The organism is uncultured Psychrobacter sp., assembly GCF_947500265.1.
GTDB lineage: Bacteria > Pseudomonadota > Gammaproteobacteria > Pseudomonadales > Moraxellaceae > Psychrobacter.
Window position 1 is genome coordinate 209,498 of record NZ_CANMRN010000005.1, and the last position, 18,662, is coordinate 228,159.

Sequence of the window (18,662 nt, forward strand, 5' to 3'; positions counted from 1 at the left end):
ACATAGCATCAGGCACGGTGCTACAACATCTCCCTAGAATATAAAGTACGCAATGTATTTTTCATTTCGTTGTAGCTATCACCTTCCACACGATCGGCTAGCTCTTTTTTGTACTGCTTTTCAATCGCTAATAGTTTTTGCGCGATTTGCACACCTTCCGCAGTTAAACAGGCCGTTTGGGTATCACACTGTACATGAGCACCAATACTCTTTAATGCATCCAATAAGGCAGTTTTAGGTTGCATAACAAACTGTCCTAAGGTGTCTAAATCCAAAGGATTACCATCAGCCAAGCAAGCATAAATGCGCCATAATTCAGGGCTAACACCTGCCGCCTCATTTAGGCGATCATAAAAAACCTTGCTAAGTTGGGTATAAGAGGCTCTCAATAAATAGAGTATGTGGTCTTCTAGAAAATCATGCTGATTTAACACATCTACTTGTTTGGTGTTTAAAACATCATAATGTGGACTGGCTTGAGCATAAGAGCCCTGAGAAAAAACGAGTGGACGGGCATTGTCGGCAATTTTATAATCAACCACTTCACCCACCATAATTAAATGATCACCGCCATCGTAAATGTTCCAGTTTTTACATTGTAATTGTGTCAATGCTTCTGGCAGTAAAGGGCTATCGCCTAAGCCATTGGTATAGTCAACGTCGCTAAACTTATCTTGGCCACGTCCAGCAAAACGGTTAGAAAGTGGAATCTGTTGGTCACTTAAGATGTTAACGGCAAAATATTCACAGTTCTGGAAAGCCTCTAAACTATGTGCACCTTTATCAATACTCCATAAGATAAGCGCAGGGCTCACTGATACAGTATTAAAACTACTGGCAGTCACACCAATCGGCTCACCTTCTGCCGTACGGGTCGTAATGACAGTAACACCTGTCGGAAATTGGCTAAATACCTGACGCAGTTCTTTGGGATCAAAATTTGACATAACACTCTCCTGAATTTAACGAAAAAGATTCACTAAAAATAAAGGGCTTATACGCAAAGTAACGCACTAAAAAACCCTACGCTATCCATAGCAATCAAATAATTGTTTACATACCTATTAATAAAAAGCCATCACTACTAAATATCTAATACCAATGTCGATGACTTAGATCGTGAGCAACAAACGGCTATTTGATCGTTGTCAGATTTTTCATCATCAGTTAAAAATTGGTCACGGTGGTCCGGCTCACCCTCTAATACATCGACAATACAAGTGCCGCAAATACCTTGCTCACAAGATACTTCCACCTTGATACCCGCATCGGACAATGCTTGCATAATGGTTTGAGTACCAGAGACAGAGATGGTTTTGCCACTTTGCTCAGCAATCACGGTAAATGCTTCACCCGTACTGTCTACTTCGACACTGAAATATTCAAAATGAATATTTTTGTCTTTGAAACCTATTTCTTTCGCGCTGCCCATTATCCAGTCCATAAAACCTGATGGACCACAAGTGTAGACATGGGTACCAGCTGCCGCTTCACCAAAATCTACGGCTGGGTTTAAGCGTTGTTCGTCACCTAAATCATCGCAATGCACTTTTAATTCATCACCAAAATCGCGTTGTAACTCATCTAAAAATGCGACTTCGCTATGCGAACGGACACAGTAATGTAAGTCAAACGATTTGCCTGCCGCTTTTAGGGTATAGGCCATCGCAATCATTGGAGTAATACCAATGCCGCCGCCTGCTAAAATACTGTGATCAGCGGTCATATCAAGTGGAAACAAGTTACTGGGTTCAGTGATAGTGACCGTGTCACCCGCCTTTAATTGCTCATGAATCGCAATAGAACCACCGCGTGACTTAGGATCTTTTAATATACCTAAACGATAAAATGCGGTTTCGTCTGGTGCACTGCAAAGCGAGTATTGACGAATGGTGTCATCATTTACATGAACTGCAATATGCGCCCCTGCACTAAAAGCAGGTAATGGTGAACCATCTACATTGGTCAGGGTAAGTGACACCACATCGGAGGACATCATTTGTCTTTCGGTAATGGTTACATTAAGTAAGTTATTCATAATTGATTAAGTCCTGTCATAAATTTGATTGAAGGGTTAAGAATTTTCTGCCTACGCCAATCTCCAATCACACAGCATGCAGAAATCGTGGCTTTTAACGGGTGGTCATTTTTAACAAAGCATTATGTTTAACAACATTGAACGGTGTTTAACAAATTGTGGCTTTTAATAACGACCCATTTTTAACCATTGGCAGTATTTAATCATTTGTTGCTTTTTAACAGTTGCTAGCACTTGGGAGTCGCTGGCTTTTAAAAAATGTGCTTTAAACCAATCGCTATTTTGGCAATATGGACATTCAAACTGTCCCGATTATCAGACAATCCTATTGCCGTACTGCCAAAATATCAGGTGCATATCAGTAGCGTTTAACGCATTGATAAACCACCATTGGCATCCCATGTCGCGCCTGTCACACCAAAGGCATTACGGTCTACTAGCTGTGACACCATCGATCCGATAAAGTCAGGGCTACCCAACGCTTTTACCGGTATAACGTTTTCCAATAAGTGAGCAAGTCTTTCAGGTGATACCAACTCATGTACAATTGGTAAATCCATAGGGCCTGGGGCCACGGCGTTTACCGTTACGCCTTTTGCCGCTAAATTACTGGCAAACACTTTAGTCATAGTGATGATGCCACCTTTGCTAGAGGCATAATGCACCCCTGCCGCGGCGCCACCATTTTGACCAGCTAATGAAGTCATGTTGACGATACGGCCGTAGTTTTTATCGGCAAAATAGGCACCGAACACTTGGCAACCAAATAATGTACCGCGTAAATTAACGCTCAACACCTTATCGAACTCTTCGGCCGTCACATCCATTACTGGTGTGGTTAAGGTAAGTGCTGCATTGTTAACCAAACCTTGCACCTGCCCAAAATGCGCTTCGATATCGATTAATGCTTGTTCGAAATCTGCTTTTTGGGTCACATCTAATTTAAAGCCAGCAGCAATATCTGTACTGCTGCTTACTCTAGTGGCGGCTTCTACGGCTTTTTCTTTATTAACGTCGGTAATTGCGACACAAAAACCGTTAGCGATCAAAGCCTTGGCGATACACTCGCCTAGACCTTGACCGGCACCTGTTATTACGATGACATCTTTCATAAGTACACTCTCTTAACAGATACCGATGGATTAAAGGATGTAGCTGATGGTGCGTAGGTAGTCTTCTGCATTAATCAGCTTGACCACTTTTTGCTTGATAACAAAGCTGTCACCGTTAGGTACAAGTTTGTAGTCAATATTTGCGACATATTGCTTAAGAACACCAAGACGGCTTTCGTTAATCAATAAGGCACAGCGGGCCTCAATGATATTATTTTCGGTTTCATTCACTCGTAAACGAGACGTCAAACGAATGGTACCGCCATTGCTTTCAACCGATACAGATTCGCCACTCATCAAACGTGCCACGCGCATTCTACGCATGTCAGCATCATCATAAGCATAGTTCAAACGACTCACGTAATCGTCATCTGAGGTATCAATTGGCACCACATACACACCGTCGGCTTGCCACAAAGGCAACCACTGATCGTATTGCTTGGCATCTAACAAATCATTTTCGTAGTCAATAAATGCCGAAACGCTAACGTATATATCGTTACTCATCATTATTCTCCCTGTTCCCATTCGCCCATCATTTTTGCCCACTGCTTATAAGCCGCTTTCATACCGACTTCTGAACACACGGTGCTATAGTCATTGCCGAGCTCATTTTGCTTGACCATTTCTTGACCACGGTTCACTAAAATCCATTCGTTGGTGCCGCTTTGCGAGCCTTTTTGAACACGTTCCCATGCTTCAGAATCATCTGGCGTACCGAAACCCATTGGGCCTTGGAAATGCTCATGCAAACGAATACGGGCTTTGTTAAAGGCATCTGGTGCGCCATCACCACCGATAGCGATATGTTGAATTTCAGTTTCATTAACAGCGATAGGTGCTAATACACGGAAGAAAGCCATTGAACACGCCACGTTCGGGAATAGATTTAAGTTAAACCCTGAGCCCGCTGCGGCACGAACCAATTTACGAACTTTCTCATCGCTATGGCCTTCAGCAGTTAACTCTGCCGCCAGTGCTTCAAAACGCTTGGGAATTGGGTCGTCTAAGTTTTCTTCTAAATCTACTAACTCAGGAATCATCACCATCACACTGTGACCATTACCCAAATCTTCTACAAAACCGTCACCTTCCAAAAAGTCAAAAATCTCTGCGGTATCACCATCTAATGATGAGATAAACGATTTATGAATGATTGGAAAATGGTAGGCATCAGTCGTATTTTCTAGCTGAATTTTCCAGTTGCCTGGGAAGCGAAAACGGTGCTCACCCAACGTTTTGATTGGATAGCCACCACCTTGTTTGATAAACAAGTCAATCCATTTTTTCGCACCACCTAGAAAGTCTTCTAGCGGTTCGATATCATTATTAAAAGTAGCAAAAATCAAACCTTGATAAGATTCCATGCGTAAGCTGATAAGTGGCAGATTTTCTTTCTCAATCACACCCTCATAAGGACCCGCAATTGGTATAGCGCGTAACGTACCGTCTTGTCCATAACCCCAACCGTGGTACGGGCATACAAAACTTCGCGCATTACCTTTGTGTTTCTCACAAATGGTTGCACCGCGATGACGGCAACGGTTTACCAATACGTGGATATCCATTTTTCTGTCACGTGATACGATGACTGAATGGCGACCGATACGGGCCGTTTTATAATCGCCTTTTTTTGATATCTCACTTTCATGGCCGACCCATACCCAAGTATTGTCAAAAATTGCATCCATTTCTTTGTCGAATACTTGCTCATCTGTGTACATCTCAGACAATACTTTATCGCCTTCAGGGGCTACTAATTGACTGACTGGAATACGTTTTTCATTTAACATATCTGGCTCTCCTTGAACTTTTTTATTTGTCATTTCATGATTATTTTGGGGTGGGCAATTCCTTATCCACGTCCCAAGGGGTATCAACAGGGCGATTAAACAGGCTTTCAGTCTGGAAGTGTTTAATTTTCCATTGTTCGTTTTCAAGCATAAAGGTTACGGTCAATCTGGCACTACTCAACTGCGAGCGCCCATCATGAAAGGTTGCGGTTTGAAGCAGTAGCCATGTGCCTTCTGCAGTTTGCTCTGATACGGTAATAAACTCATTGGTCAAAAAATGCGAGTTAAAAACAAAGTGGGCGGGCGGTAATGTGTATTTTTCAAACATTTTCGCAATGGCGTCTTTTCCTTCATACGCCCCAAATGTCTTTGCATAACGCTTACCCACACCTTGCCAAACCGCATCTGATGTGAACAAATCCATCAGTAACGACAAATCAAAGCCCATGTCTAGCACGTCACACAACGACATATAACGTTGCATACAAGCACGGACTTCTCTTTCTTGCTCTAACACCCAAATGCGTTTGCTTAGGCTGGCTACTGTTTCTGTTGTCATAATAATGCCTATATAGTTAAGAGAAGCTTATTCAGGAACGACTAACTCACGGCCGATACGTGCTTCGACTTTGCAATATTTCCAAAGCTTATAAGTACCATCGCCCACTGGAATGGTTCTGAAGAAGTTACAAGCAGCAATGATGGTTTCGATATCAGGCACGTCAGCCATGATATAAGCCATCCATGGGGCAGCATTAGCAGCACCGACTTGTAATCTATCGTCGTCCATAATGCCTAAAATGTTGACGCCTGGTAGCTCATCGACGTTTTGCATCATTTGGCTGAATGCTTGCCAAACATCTTTCATCTCGGCAGCTGGTGAGTCCATAAAGTTTTGGTTGATACCGATACAAAACAAGACGCGGTGTGAATCTAACTTTTCCATTGAAATATCCTTTTTTAGAGTGGTTGTACGTTTAAAGAAACCTTAAACGTTGGGTTATAAATATCCTGGGTATGGTGCGTGATCAAATGCCATGGCACCTGCATTTCTAAAGGTAATTTCACCCATAAATGCATGCTGTGCTACAAGTGAAGAATCTCTATAAATACGGGTCATTGCATGGCTATTTTGGGCACTCGTCATACCCATTAGTTTATATACGGTGCGTATGACTTCTACACATTCATGCGTCAAATGCGAGCTAGACAATCGTAATAAGTTGATCTGTGCATCACTGGGCTCATCGCCTGCCATAATAGTTGCCCAAACATCATCGGTTGCTTGATAGAAAAAAGCTTTGCAAGCATGTATTTTTGCTTCTGCTTTACCGATAGCAATTTGCACATATTCACGCTCACCAAGGTTTGGCGCGCCAGTAACAGACTTACGGCCACGTGCTTCACCAGTAATAATATTTAGCGCTTCACGGGCCAAGCCCAATATGGTGACTGCCAATACTTGGGTGGCTAAAGATAAAGATGGATACTTAAACAGTGGCTCAGTCAAACTGAGATTACCACCACGTACAAAGGTCCATTCTTTAGGTACGGTCACATTGTCTGCAACCACATCATGGCTGCCTGTGGCACGCATGCCAATCATGTCCCATGTTTCATCAATGGTTACTTGTTCTGCTGGCATAACAGCCATGCGTGGTAACGCACCTTCTGTTTCAGGTTTGATACCGACACCGATTAATGATGCGCCTTTACAACCACTGGCAAACTTCCAGCGTCCAGAAACAATATAGCTGTCGTCTTGTTCTTGAGCAGGGCTCATAGGAAAGATAGCACCGGCAAATACCACGTCAGGCGTTTCGGCCCATACTTTATCGATAGTTTCTAAAGGCAAACCACCTAAGTAGAAAGGGTTCATACCAAAGCTGGCAACCCAACCCGCTGACCCATCAGCCATAGAAATAGTTTCGATGAGGCTTAGAAAGTCTGTAGGGCTACGTTCATCACCGCCAAAACGCTTTGGTACAAACGCACGGTATACGCCAATTTCTTTGAAACGTTCAATAATATCTTGGTCAATATGACGCTGTGCTTCAAAGTCATCAGCACGCTGGCGAATATCGCTAAGTAGCTCATTCAGTTTTGGATGGTCGATAAGGGGTTTTAGATCTTTCATAGAAATTCCTTTTTCATGTAAATGTCAGTAGTTTGTGAATATAAAATCGATTGTTGTAAAATAAGCTATTGTGAGAATGATGCAGCCAAGCACTCAGCCACTGCACATAAAAATGCATCATCACCTTTGCGACCAACCAACTGTAAGCTAATGGGTAAATCAAAGTCAGAATCACACGGTATGGCGTAAGCTGGGTGACCAGACAAGTTGAATGGGCGTACCAGTTTAGAGATGGTCAGATCGTTTTTTCCCGCTACCACTTGCTCTAACGTCATAGGAAAATGCGGGAGAGTTGGCATGACCAACACGCGAGTATCTTCTAACACCTCATCTACTTGCGCTATAAATTCGGCTCGGATTGTTTCAGCCTCTAACACAGCCTCATCGGTGGTATGGCTCGCTTTTTCGAGACGAGTGGCCACATCTTGACCCAACTTACCTGTCTCGTAAAAATCCTTGCAGGCAAGCCATGTCTCACGGTTAATGATAGTAAGCCCTGCCTGAAATGCCTTGTCCAAATCTGGGAGTTGTACGGGCTTTAGCTCAATCGATGAACAGTCAGTCAACACATTCTTAATAGTGCTGTTGATACGTTCGTCTGAATCCGTCTCTAACCAGCCCAGCGTTAACGTTTCTTGCTGTAGTGTCAGCACTTCAAACTCAGGTGAAATCGCTTTCATGGTTTTGGTGATGAGCTCAGGCGTTTTTGCAAAGACACCCACACAGTCTAATGATGATTCGATAGGCCAAACACCCTCTCGGCTCACCAAACCAAAAGTAGGTTTAAATCCGTAAACACCGCAGCAAGCAGCAGGCATACGTACTGAACCGCCTGTGTCGGTACCAATCGCTACATCAACTTTACCGCTCGCCACTGCCGTTGCAGAACCACTCGATGAGCCTCCAGGAATCAAATTAGGATATAATGGATTGACTGGTGTACCATAACTGCGGTTAATCCCTGTCATACCAAAAGCAAGCTCATGCATGACCGTTTTTCCGATAATAGAAAAATGATTTGTCTTAAGGTGTTGAACAATGATGGCATCTTTTTCGGCAGGCAAAACACTAGAGCAGGCATCACTACCCAATTGGGTAGCAGTTCCGATAACGTCAATACTGTCTTTTATCGCAACCGTTAGTTGATTGGTATCTGATAATGGGAACATCACTGTAAAATCATTCATTTCAAATCCTTTCAAATTCATAGCTTGATTAAAAGTATCGTTAAATTTAGTTGAAATGTCAAATACTTTGACTAAATTTATTTTCATATCTACAATAAAATTAAAAATACAGCCTTAGGAAACAAAAAATGCAAACAGAAAAATCACCCTATCTTCCAAATAGTAAAAAATTTAATTATCGTCAATACCCTTTTTACTGGGTGGCTCGCGTAGAGTCTTTATATAATCAAGAAATGGAAAAAACGCTAAAACCGGTTGGCATGGATTCATCACGCTGGCGAGTTGGATTACTGTTAAGAGAGCATGAAACGCTAGCCATTTCAGAGATTTCTAACGAAGCATTGATGAAGATCCCAACGACTACCAAAATCGTTCAACGCATGGAAAAAGAAGGTTTGGTCAAGGTTTTTAAACAAGAAAGTGATGGACGAGTGAGACTGGTGAGATTGACCGAACAAGGCAAATCTCAGGTAGAAATGATTGTTAAGAAAACCGCACCGATGTTTGAAAATCTGTTTTCTAAGTTTTCAGCAGAAGAACTTGAAACGTTTCTTAGATTAAGTGAAAAACTTTTTGATAATCTAGAAAGCAATGAGTCATAAACCAATAAATTCGAATACTTTTAAAAATATAAAATAAAATTAAGACAGCATAAAACAATAACTAATTATCTTTTGATAAAAAATTATTATTTTATTAAATAACCAATCACATAATTTGTTGTGTTGTACAGTCATTCCGCTATAAAAATATGACAGCGTTAACCTCGCTTGAAGTAGTAGATATACATCTACACTTGGTTGCCTTGTACTATTTTTAAATGGAATCGACTATATTACTGACTCAACTTAGTTTCTATATAAGCAAGAAAAGTGAAAACACTACAAATACAGCTGGTATCACGTTTGAGGCTAACAAGCGTGACATAGCTGTATTATTGTTTAGGACTTACAGGCAGCGCTCGCTTCCTTTGCTTTGGCATACACTGCTTGGGCATCTAGTCCCATGGCACTTACATCTGCCAAATATTTTTTGGTGCCTGCTTCTAATGGTATGCTCCATTTTGGATCATTTAGCGGGTCAGGAATATCAATCATCACATCGCCGCGAGCTTTAGCTTCGCTGCTGTATTTAGCCGCTTCTGTATCAAACACGTTAGCCGCTATGTCTGACATTACCTTGCCAGTGTTATCGTCCATAATTTTCTTTAGGTCATCAGGCAAATCAGCATATTTGTCTTTATTCATGGTCACGACCAAGGCCGAGCTATAAAAAGGCATATTGGTATGGGTGTTTACCACATCAGTCAATTTGAAAGATCCGGTTGGACTCCATGGAAATGCCATGCCATCCACCACACCGCGTTGTAATGAGGTATATAAATCGGTTGCTGGTAGGCCAACAGGCGCGCCACCTGCCGCTTCAATAATATCGCCGCCAATCGCAGAAGGACGGCGAATACGCATGCCTTTCATATCGGCAGGAATACGTATCGGTTTATCAACCGTATGTAAGGTGCTGGGCTCACTGCCTATCATGAACAATAAGTGCGTGTCGTCATATTCGCTAGACACCACCCCCTCATCATAGAGCGTTTGCAGCATACAGCTCATTTGACTAGCCGAGCTCGACAATCCTGGCAGCTCAGCTATTTGAGTCAATGGAAATCGTCCATTGATATAACCCTGAACTTGCACTCCTAAATCAACGGTCCCCTTAGCCACCGCTTCATACGTAGCATCCGGTTTACTAAGTGTGGCTGAAGGATAAATCTCTATTTTCAGTCTACCACCCGACTCTTTTTCGATTTTGTTTGCCCAAGGCACAAAAGCATCGGTATGCATGACTGCTGATGCTGGCCACAAATGTGAAAAACGCAACGTGGTCACATCATTAGCGCCTGTGGTTGCACTATCTTCTTTTGAACAGCCACTCAAGCTTAATAAAGTTGCTAACGCGATGGTCAGTGGAAGGGGAAGTTTCATCGTAGAATCCTTTCTTAGTGGGTTGATGGCTAATTGTGTTTGGTAAACACAAGAAAAAACAGATAAAGAATGCCGATCATCATGCGATTTAATGCATCTTTAACTGCTGTGCGAACCTGCTTAAAAGAGTCAGATATTTACTAGCATGTATTGAAAATACTTTACATTTCAACTAAAATTAGCAGTCGCTAATGCGCTTGTCAATCAGTAAAATTAAAAAAACATGTAATAAATTCTACAAACATCAAACCATTTATATATAAAAACCAATTAAATCAATGCTATACATTACAATTTTATCGTTTTACATAATAAATTCATGACAGAAAAAATAATGACGGCAACCTTAATTGCTAACAACAATATACTCTAAAGGTATTTTATTGAGAGAAAACTCAACTTAAGCCAGCTATTAGTAAATTTAAGATTAAAAACATACAGGCATCAAAAAGTGCTACTAATGCGTATTTTCCAAATTACTGTGCTACCTAGTCATACCAGTTAGTCACACCCGAATCTTTGAAAAATCACACACTAGCAGCACTATATTTTTGGACAGTGCCATCTTACCTACTGAAAAAATTAACCCTCATGTAAAAACTTATGCATTAATCCGTTACCTTGTGTTAAATAGATTCTCGCTTATGAACCACATTTTCTTCTTCATATATTTGGTAAATCACTCCTAATAGTGTCTTTAGTAAATCTGATTTGTCAAAATGTCTAACATTCATAATGACAGGTGATGTCAACAGTCCATCTTCAAAAGGAATATAAGCCACTTCCTTCTCACGCAAATGCTCAAGCGATTGAGGAACAATAGTTATACCCACTCCTGCGGCGACCAAACCTAATGCTACATGTAGCTCGCTGACTTCTGAAAAAGAAGTGGGTTCAATATTTCGGTCTTCAAACAAACCTAAAATATAGTCAATAAAACTGGGTCTTGGCGCTTTGGGATATAACAGTAAGTTTTCGTCGATTAAATCAGCAATGCCAATAGTACTGCGCTTTTGCTGCATAATATGATGATCGATAGGGACGGCAACTACCAAGCTTTCTTCTCGTAACAAAATACGCCTGACTGATGCATCATCAAATAATAATCTGCCAAAACCCACATCTATTTTGCCACTGGTCAGCGCTTGCGTCTGCTGCCACGAATTTAGCTCATGTAGCTTAATTTGTATATTAGGATACACTTTACGGAAGCGTGAAATCACTCGCGGTAGCGTGCCATACAAAATAGAGGCTACAAAACCGATAGACAGAGACCCATCAAAAGTGCCTTTACGCATGGTCATCGTACGCAAATTATCAGACTTTTTTATGATTTGTATTGCATGTTCATAAAAGAAAATACCTGCTTCCGTTAACTTTAAGGGACGCTGATCTCTGTCTATTAAAACAACGCCGACCTCTTCTTCTAATTGTTTTATTTGGCGGCTGAGTGGTGGCTGCGAGATATATAAACGTTCAGCGGCCTTATTAAAGCTTTTCTCTTCAGCCACGGCTATAAAGTAACGCAAATGCCTAAGTTCCATGTTTTACCTCTCTATAATTTTAATGATCGATTCACCATCAAAGCATGGTTTGATGCTTTACTAAATGTACAAGCCGTCATTATAGTATACCTAAAAGGTATTAAAGAGCGTTATATTAGGTCTTAGACAAAATCAGTCACAAAACCTATAGTTAATGGCGAACTTAAAGGATTAATGACAAAGGATAAAAATAAATATGATTCGTTCAATTCAAACATTATTGGTTCCCATTCCTACTATTCGAGCCCATAAATTGGCTTGCACGGTAATGAACGAGCAGACCTTGGTCTTGGTTCATATTAAAACAGAAGACGGCTATGAAGGTTGGGGAGAAGCCACCACTATTGGCGGATTAAACTATGCAGAAGAAAGTCCTCATAGTATTAAGACCAATATAGACACGTACTTTACGCCACTATTACTCAAAGAAGCGCCTGCTTCTACTGCAAAAGCCATGCAGTTATTGAACAAACAAATTAGCGGTAATCGCTTTGCGAAATGCGCAATCGAAACGGCACTGCTAGATATAGAAGGCAAGCGCCTGGGCATTCCTGTCAGCGAATTGTTGGGTGGCCGCGTTCGTGATGAATTGGGCGTGGCGTGGACGCTAGCCAGTGGTAACACTAAAAAAGATATCGCTGAAGCCAAACTAATGATTGAGCAAAAAAAGCATCAAATCTTTAAGCTGAAAATTGGTAGTAACCCGATTGATCAAGACCTTGCCCATGTTCTAGCGATTAAACAAGCCTTACCCAACTGCCGTATTACAGTGGATGTGAATCAAGCATGGACTGAGCTTGAAGCAATGAAGGGCATCAAGTGCCTACAAGACGGCCTTATAGATTTGATCGAACAGCCTATAACAATGCGCAATAAAGCTGGTTTAAAGCGTCTAAAAGAGCATTTTGATGTTGCCATCATGGCAGATGAGATTGTTCAAGACCCACAAAATGCATTCCATTTAGCAGCTGAACACTGTGCGGATGTATTCGCCGTTAAGATCAATCAAGCAGGCGGTCTAAAAGCAGGTTGCCTCATTGGACAAATGGCACATCTGGCAGGCATCGATTTATATGGTGGCACTATGCTAGAAGGCCCTATTGGCACTGCAGCCTCGGCTCATGTGTTCTCCACATTTCCTAGCTTGAATTTTGATACTGAACTGTTTGGCCCATTATTGCTGACTGATGATATTTTGGTGCGTCCACTTGACTATCAAAACTTCAATTTAACCGTGCCAACAGGCGCAGGTCTAGGTATCGAAGTAGATCAAGACAAAGTTTACCACTATGCCAAAAAGATTCATGCGCTAGGTTAATAGGAACACAGTCAGTACACAGTTTTTAACTTTTGTACTTATAGACAGAAAACCAATTACTAAGGAAATACTCATGTTATACCACGTACGTATGGATGTATTGATACCAACCGATATGGATGCCAACAAAGTGGCAGAGCTAAAAGCGGTAGAAAAAGCATTATCGCAAGAGCTGCAAGAGCAAGGTAAATGGCGTCATATCTGGCGACTGGCTGGTGAATATTCTAACTTTAGTATCTTTGATGTTGAAAGCAACGAAGAGCTACACGACATCATGATGTCATTACCACTTTACCCTTACATGAAAGTTGAAGTGACTCCATTACTGCGCCACCCTTCTTCTGTACGTAGTGATGATAGCTAAATTGTTGTTTCATAAAGCATATATTTAATAAAGCACGTATTTAACAAAGCAAAAAAAACCATATGATTGAAAATCACATGGTTTAAAAATTAAAGAAATAGGTAATAAAAATATTGGGTCAGAGTACTCAATTCAAAATCCTAATATTTCAAAATATAGAACAGTCCTCAACAAGGAGAGAGACATGGAACACAAAAACATAGAAGCATTAGCAGAAAAATTCATCAAAGGTAAGATTGACTTTCCTGATCAAGTAAACCCACGCGTGCAAGAGATTACTTTGCGTATCGTAGGTGACTTGATGAAAGCCATTAATGATTTGCGCATCACTGCTGACGAATACTGGGCAGGCGTTGAGTATATTGGCGATCTAGGTAAGGAAGCTGGCTTGCTATCACCAGGCCTAGGTTTTGATCATTTCATAGACTTGATGATCGAAGAAGACATGAAAGAAGCTGGATTAGAAGGTGGCACAGTGCGCACTATTGAAGGCCCATTGTATGTAGCTGGTGCACCAGAAAGTAAAGGCTTCGCTCGTTTAGACGATGGTACTGATGACGAAGAAGGCACCGTACTATTCATGCAAGGTACGGTTTATGACGAAGATGGGAAGCCTGTGCCAAATGCCAAAGTTGAAGCATGGCATGCCAATAGTTTGGGCAATTATTCATTTTTTGATGAGTCACAGTCTGAATTTAACCTTCGCCGTACGATCATCACTGATGAAAATGGCCATTATGGTTTCCGCAGTATCGTTCCTCTTGGCTACTCCGTACCACCTGAAGGCATGACCCAAAAAGTATTGGGTGCCTTAGGTCGCCATGGTCATCGACCTGCTCACGTGCATTTCTTTGTAAGTGCTGATGGCCTGCGTAAATTGACCACCCAGATAAACATCGATGGTGATGAATACCTGTGGGATGACTTTGCATTTGCTAGCCGTGAAGGCTTAGTACCAGAAGTTACTATGGTTGAAGATGCCGACCAGCTTAGCGAGAAAGGGCTTGATAAACCTTACGCTTCTATTAACTTTGACTTCCATTTATTGAAAAACACCCAAGCGGATGTACATGGTAGCGAAGTGGAACGTCGCCGCGTACAAGGCTAATCCATATTTATCATAAATATGAGAAGAACAGAACATTCAAAACCTAAAAGTTATTTAATACCACTCAATACTGTTATTAATCTACGCTTAACACTGCATTAAAGGTGGTGTTAGGCCTAAGTATTAAATATAAGCATTAAACATACCCTAACGCTACTAACAAGTCTGGGTAGCACGCATGCACAGTGTGAAAAAACACTTATCAAATAACTTATGAGAAAGGGAAGTTTCATGAAAAAAGTTTTGAATAAATCTGCCTTAATCCTAGCTGCTTTAAGCCTACCGTTTGCTGTTCACGCATCTGACTCTCAATATGTGCCAGGCCTTGAAGGGATCAAAGCTAGCGTTGCACCACCACCTGGTGTGTACTATAGAGGTTATATAGCAAATTATAGCGCCGACAAAAATGAAGCTTTACCTGATGATAGTAAGGTAAGTGCAACCGCATTGGTCAACAGAGCGATATGGGTTACCCCTCAAAAGTTTTTGGGTGGTGACGTAATCCTAGATGCGATTGTACCTTTGGTAAATACGGATATTGACGTTGGTGGTCAAAATATTGGCGAAAGAACAGGGCTTGCAAGTTCGTATGCTAGTGGGCTACTTGCTTGGCATGGCGATAGATGGGACACAATCGCTGGTGTAGGTTACTACTTTAACGAAACTGGCGATTACGATGAAAATCGAGCTGCAAGTGCTGGTAGAGGCTATGATTCTCTTTCATTCACCCTCGGTGGCAACGTTAAACTGAACAAAGCTGGTGATATAGATCTGAGTGCCTTAGGTACTTATGAAGTCCCTAAAGCAGACGGTCTTGATGAAGAGCTTATGGTTGAGTGGGGTTTAAGTAAAAGCTACGGTCTTCTTGATGTTGGACTGGTTGGCTATAACACGTTTGAGACTGGCGATGGTGATGAGAAAAGAAATGCACTGGGCTTATCTATGGCCTATTTTTCACCCCCTCTTTTACTAGGTGGCGATGTTGCCATTTATAAAGAGTACTCAAATGAAAACACCTTTGAGGGCAACCTTATTAGAGCATCATTGACCAAAGCATTTTAAAAACAGCAGTATTAGTGCCACTATAAAACGCAGACATGTCTGATAGTGCCCTGCTGGAATAAGTTATTCTAAGCCTCTGGTTTGAATGAGACAAAATGAAAGCCTCATTCAGCAATGCGATAAACTTATACCAGCAGCACTGTGCTTTTAAACCGTATCATTTAACCGAGCTCACTTAACCGAGCATAGTTAACTGAGTACAATTTTTAATTGAAACATACTTAGTGCAATTCTGCATGACCAATAATTCTATATCGTCAAAAACAATACTTAAAATATGTTTATCGCTTTTTTATAGAATAGGACGTAAATATGATTAATAAAGCCGAAAACAATATGACTGAGGCACTCAGCCAAATAAAAGATGGTGCTACCATTATGATTGGTGGCTTCGGAACGGCTGGACAACCTGCTGAGCTAATTGATGGACTTATTGATCTTGGCGTCAAAGACTTAGTTATTATCAATAATAATGCAGGTAATGGTGATTATGGCTTAGCCAAGCTGCTCAAGACTGGTGCCGTTCGCAAAATTATTTGTTCATTTCCGCGCCAGTCTGACTCTTGGGTATTTGATGAGCTGTATCATAGTGGCAAGATTGAGCTCGAGCTAGTACCACAAGGTAATTTAGCATGCCGAATTCAAGCAGCGGGTACAGGCTTAGGAGCAGTTTATACCCCAACGGGCTTTGGTACAGCGCTCGCCGAAGGTAAAGAAACTCGTCATATTGATGGCAAGGACTATGTGCTCGAATACCCAATCAAAGCCGATTTTGCTTTGATTAAAGCATTTAAAGGCGACCGTTGGGGTAATCTCGTCTATCGAAAATCGGCACGTAATTTTGGTCCTATCATGGCGATGGCTGCTGATGTAACCATCGCTCAAGTGTCAGAGGTAGTGGAATTGGGCGTGCTGGACCCTGAACATATTATTACGCCTGGCATCTTTGTTCAGAACGTGGTGCAAGTTCAAACAGCAAATGCGACCGATACAGCCAATACCTAGTTACTGGTAATGATGTAGATACTGATACTTTACAAGGAGCGACATTATGAGCCATACCCCATTAACACGTGACCAAATCGCTGAACGTGCGGCTCAAGATATTCCAGATGGTGCCTATGTCAATTTAGGTATTGGTCTGCCAACAAAAATTGCAAAATTCCTACCTGATGATAAAGATGTTTTTTTACATTCAGAAAACGGTCTATTGGCCTTTGGTCCATCGCCTGTTAAAGGGCAAGAAGACCCTGAACTGATTAATGCTGGTAAAGAGTATGTGACCATGCTTGCTGGTGGCAGCTTTTTTCATCATGGAGACTCTTTTGCCATGATGCGTGGTGGTCACATAGATATTTGTGCATTGGGTGCTTTTCAAGTAGCCGAAAACGGTGACTTGGCCAATTGGAGCACTGGTGCTGAAGATGCCATACCTGCAGTTGGTGGCGCTATGGACTTAGCCGTTGGTGCTAAAAAAGTCTTTGTGATGACCAATCATACAACCAAAACTGGTGACCCTAAAATCGTCAGTGAACTGACCTACCCCGTAACTGGTAAAAATTGCGTTGATCGTATTTATACTGACTTGTGTGTGATTGATGTCACTGATAAAGGCATGGCTGTCACCGAAATGGTTGATCACTTGAGTTTCGCTGATTTACAGGCTTTGACAGGTGCTCAACTGATAGATGCCACTACCCTACTATAATAAGTATAAGTATAAAAAGGATACGATTATGTCTGACTCGACCACTAGTTCAAATAACGCCTATATCATTGATGCCATTCGTACACCATTTGGCCGTTATGGCGGTGGACTGGCGGCAGTGCGCGCTGATGACTTGGGCGCTATTCCTATCAAAGCACTGATGGAACGTAATAGCCAAATTGACTGGCAACAAGTTGATGATGTGGTTTACGGCTGTGCCAACCAAAGCGGTGAAGACAATCGTAACGTTGGCCGTATGTCATCATTATTGGCTGGCATGCCCTATCAAGTACCTGCCACTACCGTTAACCGTTTATGCGGATCATCGATGGATGCCTTAGCTATCGCCGCGCGAGCCATTAAAGCCGGTGAAGCACATTTAATTGTGGCAGGCGGTGTCGAGAGCATGAGCCGTGCACCATTTGTCATGGGCAAGTCAGACAGCGCTTTTGGCCGTGGTCAAAAAATTGAAGATACTACCATGGGCTGGCGTTTCGTTAATCCCAAGTTAGATGCACTATACGGCACTGAATCGATGCCACAGACGGCTGAAAACGTGGCAGAACAGTTTCATATTAACCGTGCTGATCAAGATGCGTTTGCACTACGTAGTCAACAACGTACCGCCAATGCACAAGCATCTGGATTTTTTGACAGCGAAATCATACCAGTCAATATTCCTCAGCGTAAAGGAGATCCAGTCGTTAGTAGTACTGATGAGCATCCACGAGTAGACACCACTATTGAGAAGCTAACGAAATTACGCCCAATCGTTAGTACAACAGGGACTGTAACCGCCGGTAATGCCTCTGGTATTAATGATGGCGCGGCGGCTTTCTTAGTAGCATCAGAGCACGCCGTCAAGCAATTCAATCTAAAACCACGTGCCCGTATTGTTGCTTCAACCACAGTAGGCGTTGAGCCTCGTATTATGGGCTTTGCGCCTGCCCCTGCCATCAAAAAACTACTTAAGCATACAGGTTTATCACTTGATCAAATGGATGTCATTGAGCTAAATGAAGCCTTCTCCTCTCAATCGTTAGCCTGTACACGAGATTTAGGTTTGCCTGATGATAGCGTGCGCGTCAACCCAAATGGTGGTGCTATTTCACTGGGCCACCCACTTGGTGCCTCGGGTGCAAGGTTGGTTTTAACCGCCCTTAATCAGCTAGAACAGACTGGTAAACGCTATGCCATTTGCTCTATGTGTATTGGTGTTGGTCAAGGTATCGCCATGATCATTGAGCGTATTGAAAGCTAACTAATAGTTCAAGATAAACGTATTTTTCACTAGGTGAAAAACAAT

General features: G+C 41.9%; 19 protein-coding genes. 8 read left to right on the forward strand and 11 right to left on the reverse strand.

Annotation, left to right across the window (positions count from 1 at the left end):
- Positions 1 to 20: 20 nt before the first annotated feature.
- The 9 genes from Q0788_RS09295 to Q0788_RS09335 all read right to left on the reverse strand — a co-directional run bounded on the left by Q0788_RS09295 (position 21) and on the right by Q0788_RS09335 (position 8,267).
- Entirely contained in the window at positions 21 to 947 is a 927-nt protein-coding gene (locus Q0788_RS09295) for a flavin reductase family protein (RefSeq protein WP_298809945.1), read from the reverse strand.
- Between the two features lie 137 nt (positions 948 to 1,084).
- Positions 1,085 to 2,038: a PDR/VanB family oxidoreductase gene (locus Q0788_RS09300; RefSeq protein WP_298809947.1), complete on the reverse strand. Its 954-nt coding sequence runs from the start codon at positions 2,036 to 2,038 to the stop codon at positions 1,085 to 1,087.
- A 368-nt stretch (positions 2,039 to 2,406) separates the two neighbouring features.
- Positions 2,407 to 3,150 carry an SDR family NAD(P)-dependent oxidoreductase gene (locus tag Q0788_RS09305; protein ID WP_298809952.1) on the reverse strand — a complete coding sequence of 248 codons (744 nt, stop codon included), beginning with the start codon at positions 3,148 to 3,150 and terminating at the stop codon, positions 2,407 to 2,409.
- Positions 3,151 to 3,180: 30 nt separating this feature from the next.
- Positions 3,181 to 3,657, reverse strand: coding sequence for an aromatic-ring-hydroxylating dioxygenase subunit beta (locus Q0788_RS09310; RefSeq protein WP_298809954.1), 477 nt, complete (start codon positions 3,655 to 3,657; stop codon positions 3,181 to 3,183).
- Between the two features lie 2 nt (positions 3,658 to 3,659).
- Positions 3,660 to 4,943 (reverse strand): Rieske 2Fe-2S domain-containing protein, encoded by a 1,284-nt coding sequence (locus Q0788_RS09315; protein ID WP_298809956.1) that lies wholly within the window; start codon positions 4,941 to 4,943, stop codon positions 3,660 to 3,662.
- A 40-nt stretch (positions 4,944 to 4,983) separates the two neighbouring features.
- The gene (locus tag Q0788_RS09320) at positions 4,984 to 5,502 is read right to left on the reverse strand and encodes a nuclear transport factor 2 family protein (RefSeq protein ID WP_298809959.1); all 519 of its coding nucleotides are present in this window, start codon (positions 5,500 to 5,502) and stop codon (positions 4,984 to 4,986) included.
- A 27-nt stretch (positions 5,503 to 5,529) separates the two neighbouring features.
- Positions 5,530 to 5,889, reverse strand: a complete 360-nt coding sequence (locus Q0788_RS09325; RefSeq protein WP_298809960.1) for an IacB protein — start codon at positions 5,887 to 5,889, stop codon at positions 5,530 to 5,532.
- A gap of 54 nt (positions 5,890 to 5,943) precedes the next feature.
- Positions 5,944 to 7,080: an acyl-CoA dehydrogenase family protein gene (locus tag Q0788_RS09330; protein ID WP_298809963.1), complete on the reverse strand. Its 1,137-nt coding sequence runs from the start codon at positions 7,078 to 7,080 to the stop codon at positions 5,944 to 5,946.
- A 65-nt stretch (positions 7,081 to 7,145) separates the two neighbouring features.
- Entirely contained in the window at positions 7,146 to 8,267 is a 1,122-nt protein-coding gene (locus Q0788_RS09335; protein WP_298809965.1) for an amidase, read from the reverse strand.
- Between the two features lie 128 nt (positions 8,268 to 8,395).
- Between Q0788_RS09335 and Q0788_RS09340 the strand changes: the two genes are divergently transcribed.
- Positions 8,396 to 8,869, forward strand: a complete 474-nt coding sequence (locus tag Q0788_RS09340) for a MarR family transcriptional regulator (RefSeq protein WP_298809966.1) — start codon at positions 8,396 to 8,398, stop codon at positions 8,867 to 8,869.
- 339 nt (positions 8,870 to 9,208) lie between these two features.
- On the opposite strand, the gene Q0788_RS09345 is transcribed toward Q0788_RS09340, so the two are convergent.
- Positions 9,209 to 10,252 carry a TRAP transporter substrate-binding protein gene (locus tag Q0788_RS09345; RefSeq protein ID WP_298809967.1) on the reverse strand — a complete coding sequence of 348 codons (1,044 nt, stop codon included), beginning with the start codon at positions 10,250 to 10,252 and terminating at the stop codon, positions 9,209 to 9,211.
- 626 nt (positions 10,253 to 10,878) lie between these two features.
- A complete protein-coding gene (locus Q0788_RS09350) occupies positions 10,879 to 11,796 on the reverse strand; it encodes a LysR family transcriptional regulator (RefSeq protein WP_298809969.1) in 918 nt (305 codons plus the stop codon).
- Positions 11,797 to 11,992: 196 nt separating this feature from the next.
- On the opposite strand from Q0788_RS09350, the gene Q0788_RS09355 reads away from it, so the two are divergent.
- From Q0788_RS09355 to pcaF, 7 genes are all read left to right on the forward strand, one after another.
- Positions 11,993 to 13,114, forward strand: a complete 1,122-nt coding sequence (locus Q0788_RS09355; protein ID WP_298809972.1) for a muconate/chloromuconate family cycloisomerase — start codon at positions 11,993 to 11,995, stop codon at positions 13,112 to 13,114.
- Positions 13,115 to 13,187: 73 nt separating this feature from the next.
- Positions 13,188 to 13,478 carry a muconolactone Delta-isomerase gene (gene catC, locus Q0788_RS09360; protein WP_298809979.1) on the forward strand — a complete coding sequence of 97 codons (291 nt, stop codon included), beginning with the start codon at positions 13,188 to 13,190 and terminating at the stop codon, positions 13,476 to 13,478.
- 184 nt (positions 13,479 to 13,662) lie between these two features.
- The gene (catA, locus tag Q0788_RS09365) at positions 13,663 to 14,586 is read left to right on the forward strand and encodes a catechol 1,2-dioxygenase (RefSeq protein ID WP_298809981.1); all 924 of its coding nucleotides are present in this window, start codon (positions 13,663 to 13,665) and stop codon (positions 14,584 to 14,586) included.
- 231 nt (positions 14,587 to 14,817) lie between these two features.
- On the forward strand, positions 14,818 to 15,648 hold the full coding sequence (locus Q0788_RS09370) for a transporter (RefSeq protein WP_298809984.1): 831 nt from the start codon (positions 14,818 to 14,820) through the stop codon (positions 15,646 to 15,648).
- Positions 15,649 to 15,960: 312 nt separating this feature from the next.
- A complete protein-coding gene (locus Q0788_RS09375) occupies positions 15,961 to 16,653 on the forward strand; it encodes a 3-oxoacid CoA-transferase subunit A (RefSeq protein ID WP_298809987.1) in 693 nt (230 codons plus the stop codon).
- Positions 16,654 to 16,699: 46 nt separating this feature from the next.
- Positions 16,700 to 17,356 (forward strand): 3-oxoacid CoA-transferase subunit B, encoded by a 657-nt coding sequence (locus Q0788_RS09380; RefSeq protein ID WP_298809990.1) that lies wholly within the window; start codon positions 16,700 to 16,702, stop codon positions 17,354 to 17,356.
- A 28-nt stretch (positions 17,357 to 17,384) separates the two neighbouring features.
- Positions 17,385 to 18,617 carry a 3-oxoadipyl-CoA thiolase gene (pcaF, locus tag Q0788_RS09385; RefSeq protein ID WP_298809993.1) on the forward strand — a complete coding sequence of 411 codons (1,233 nt, stop codon included), beginning with the start codon at positions 17,385 to 17,387 and terminating at the stop codon, positions 18,615 to 18,617.
- The last annotated feature ends 45 nt before the right edge of the window (positions 18,618 to 18,662 follow it).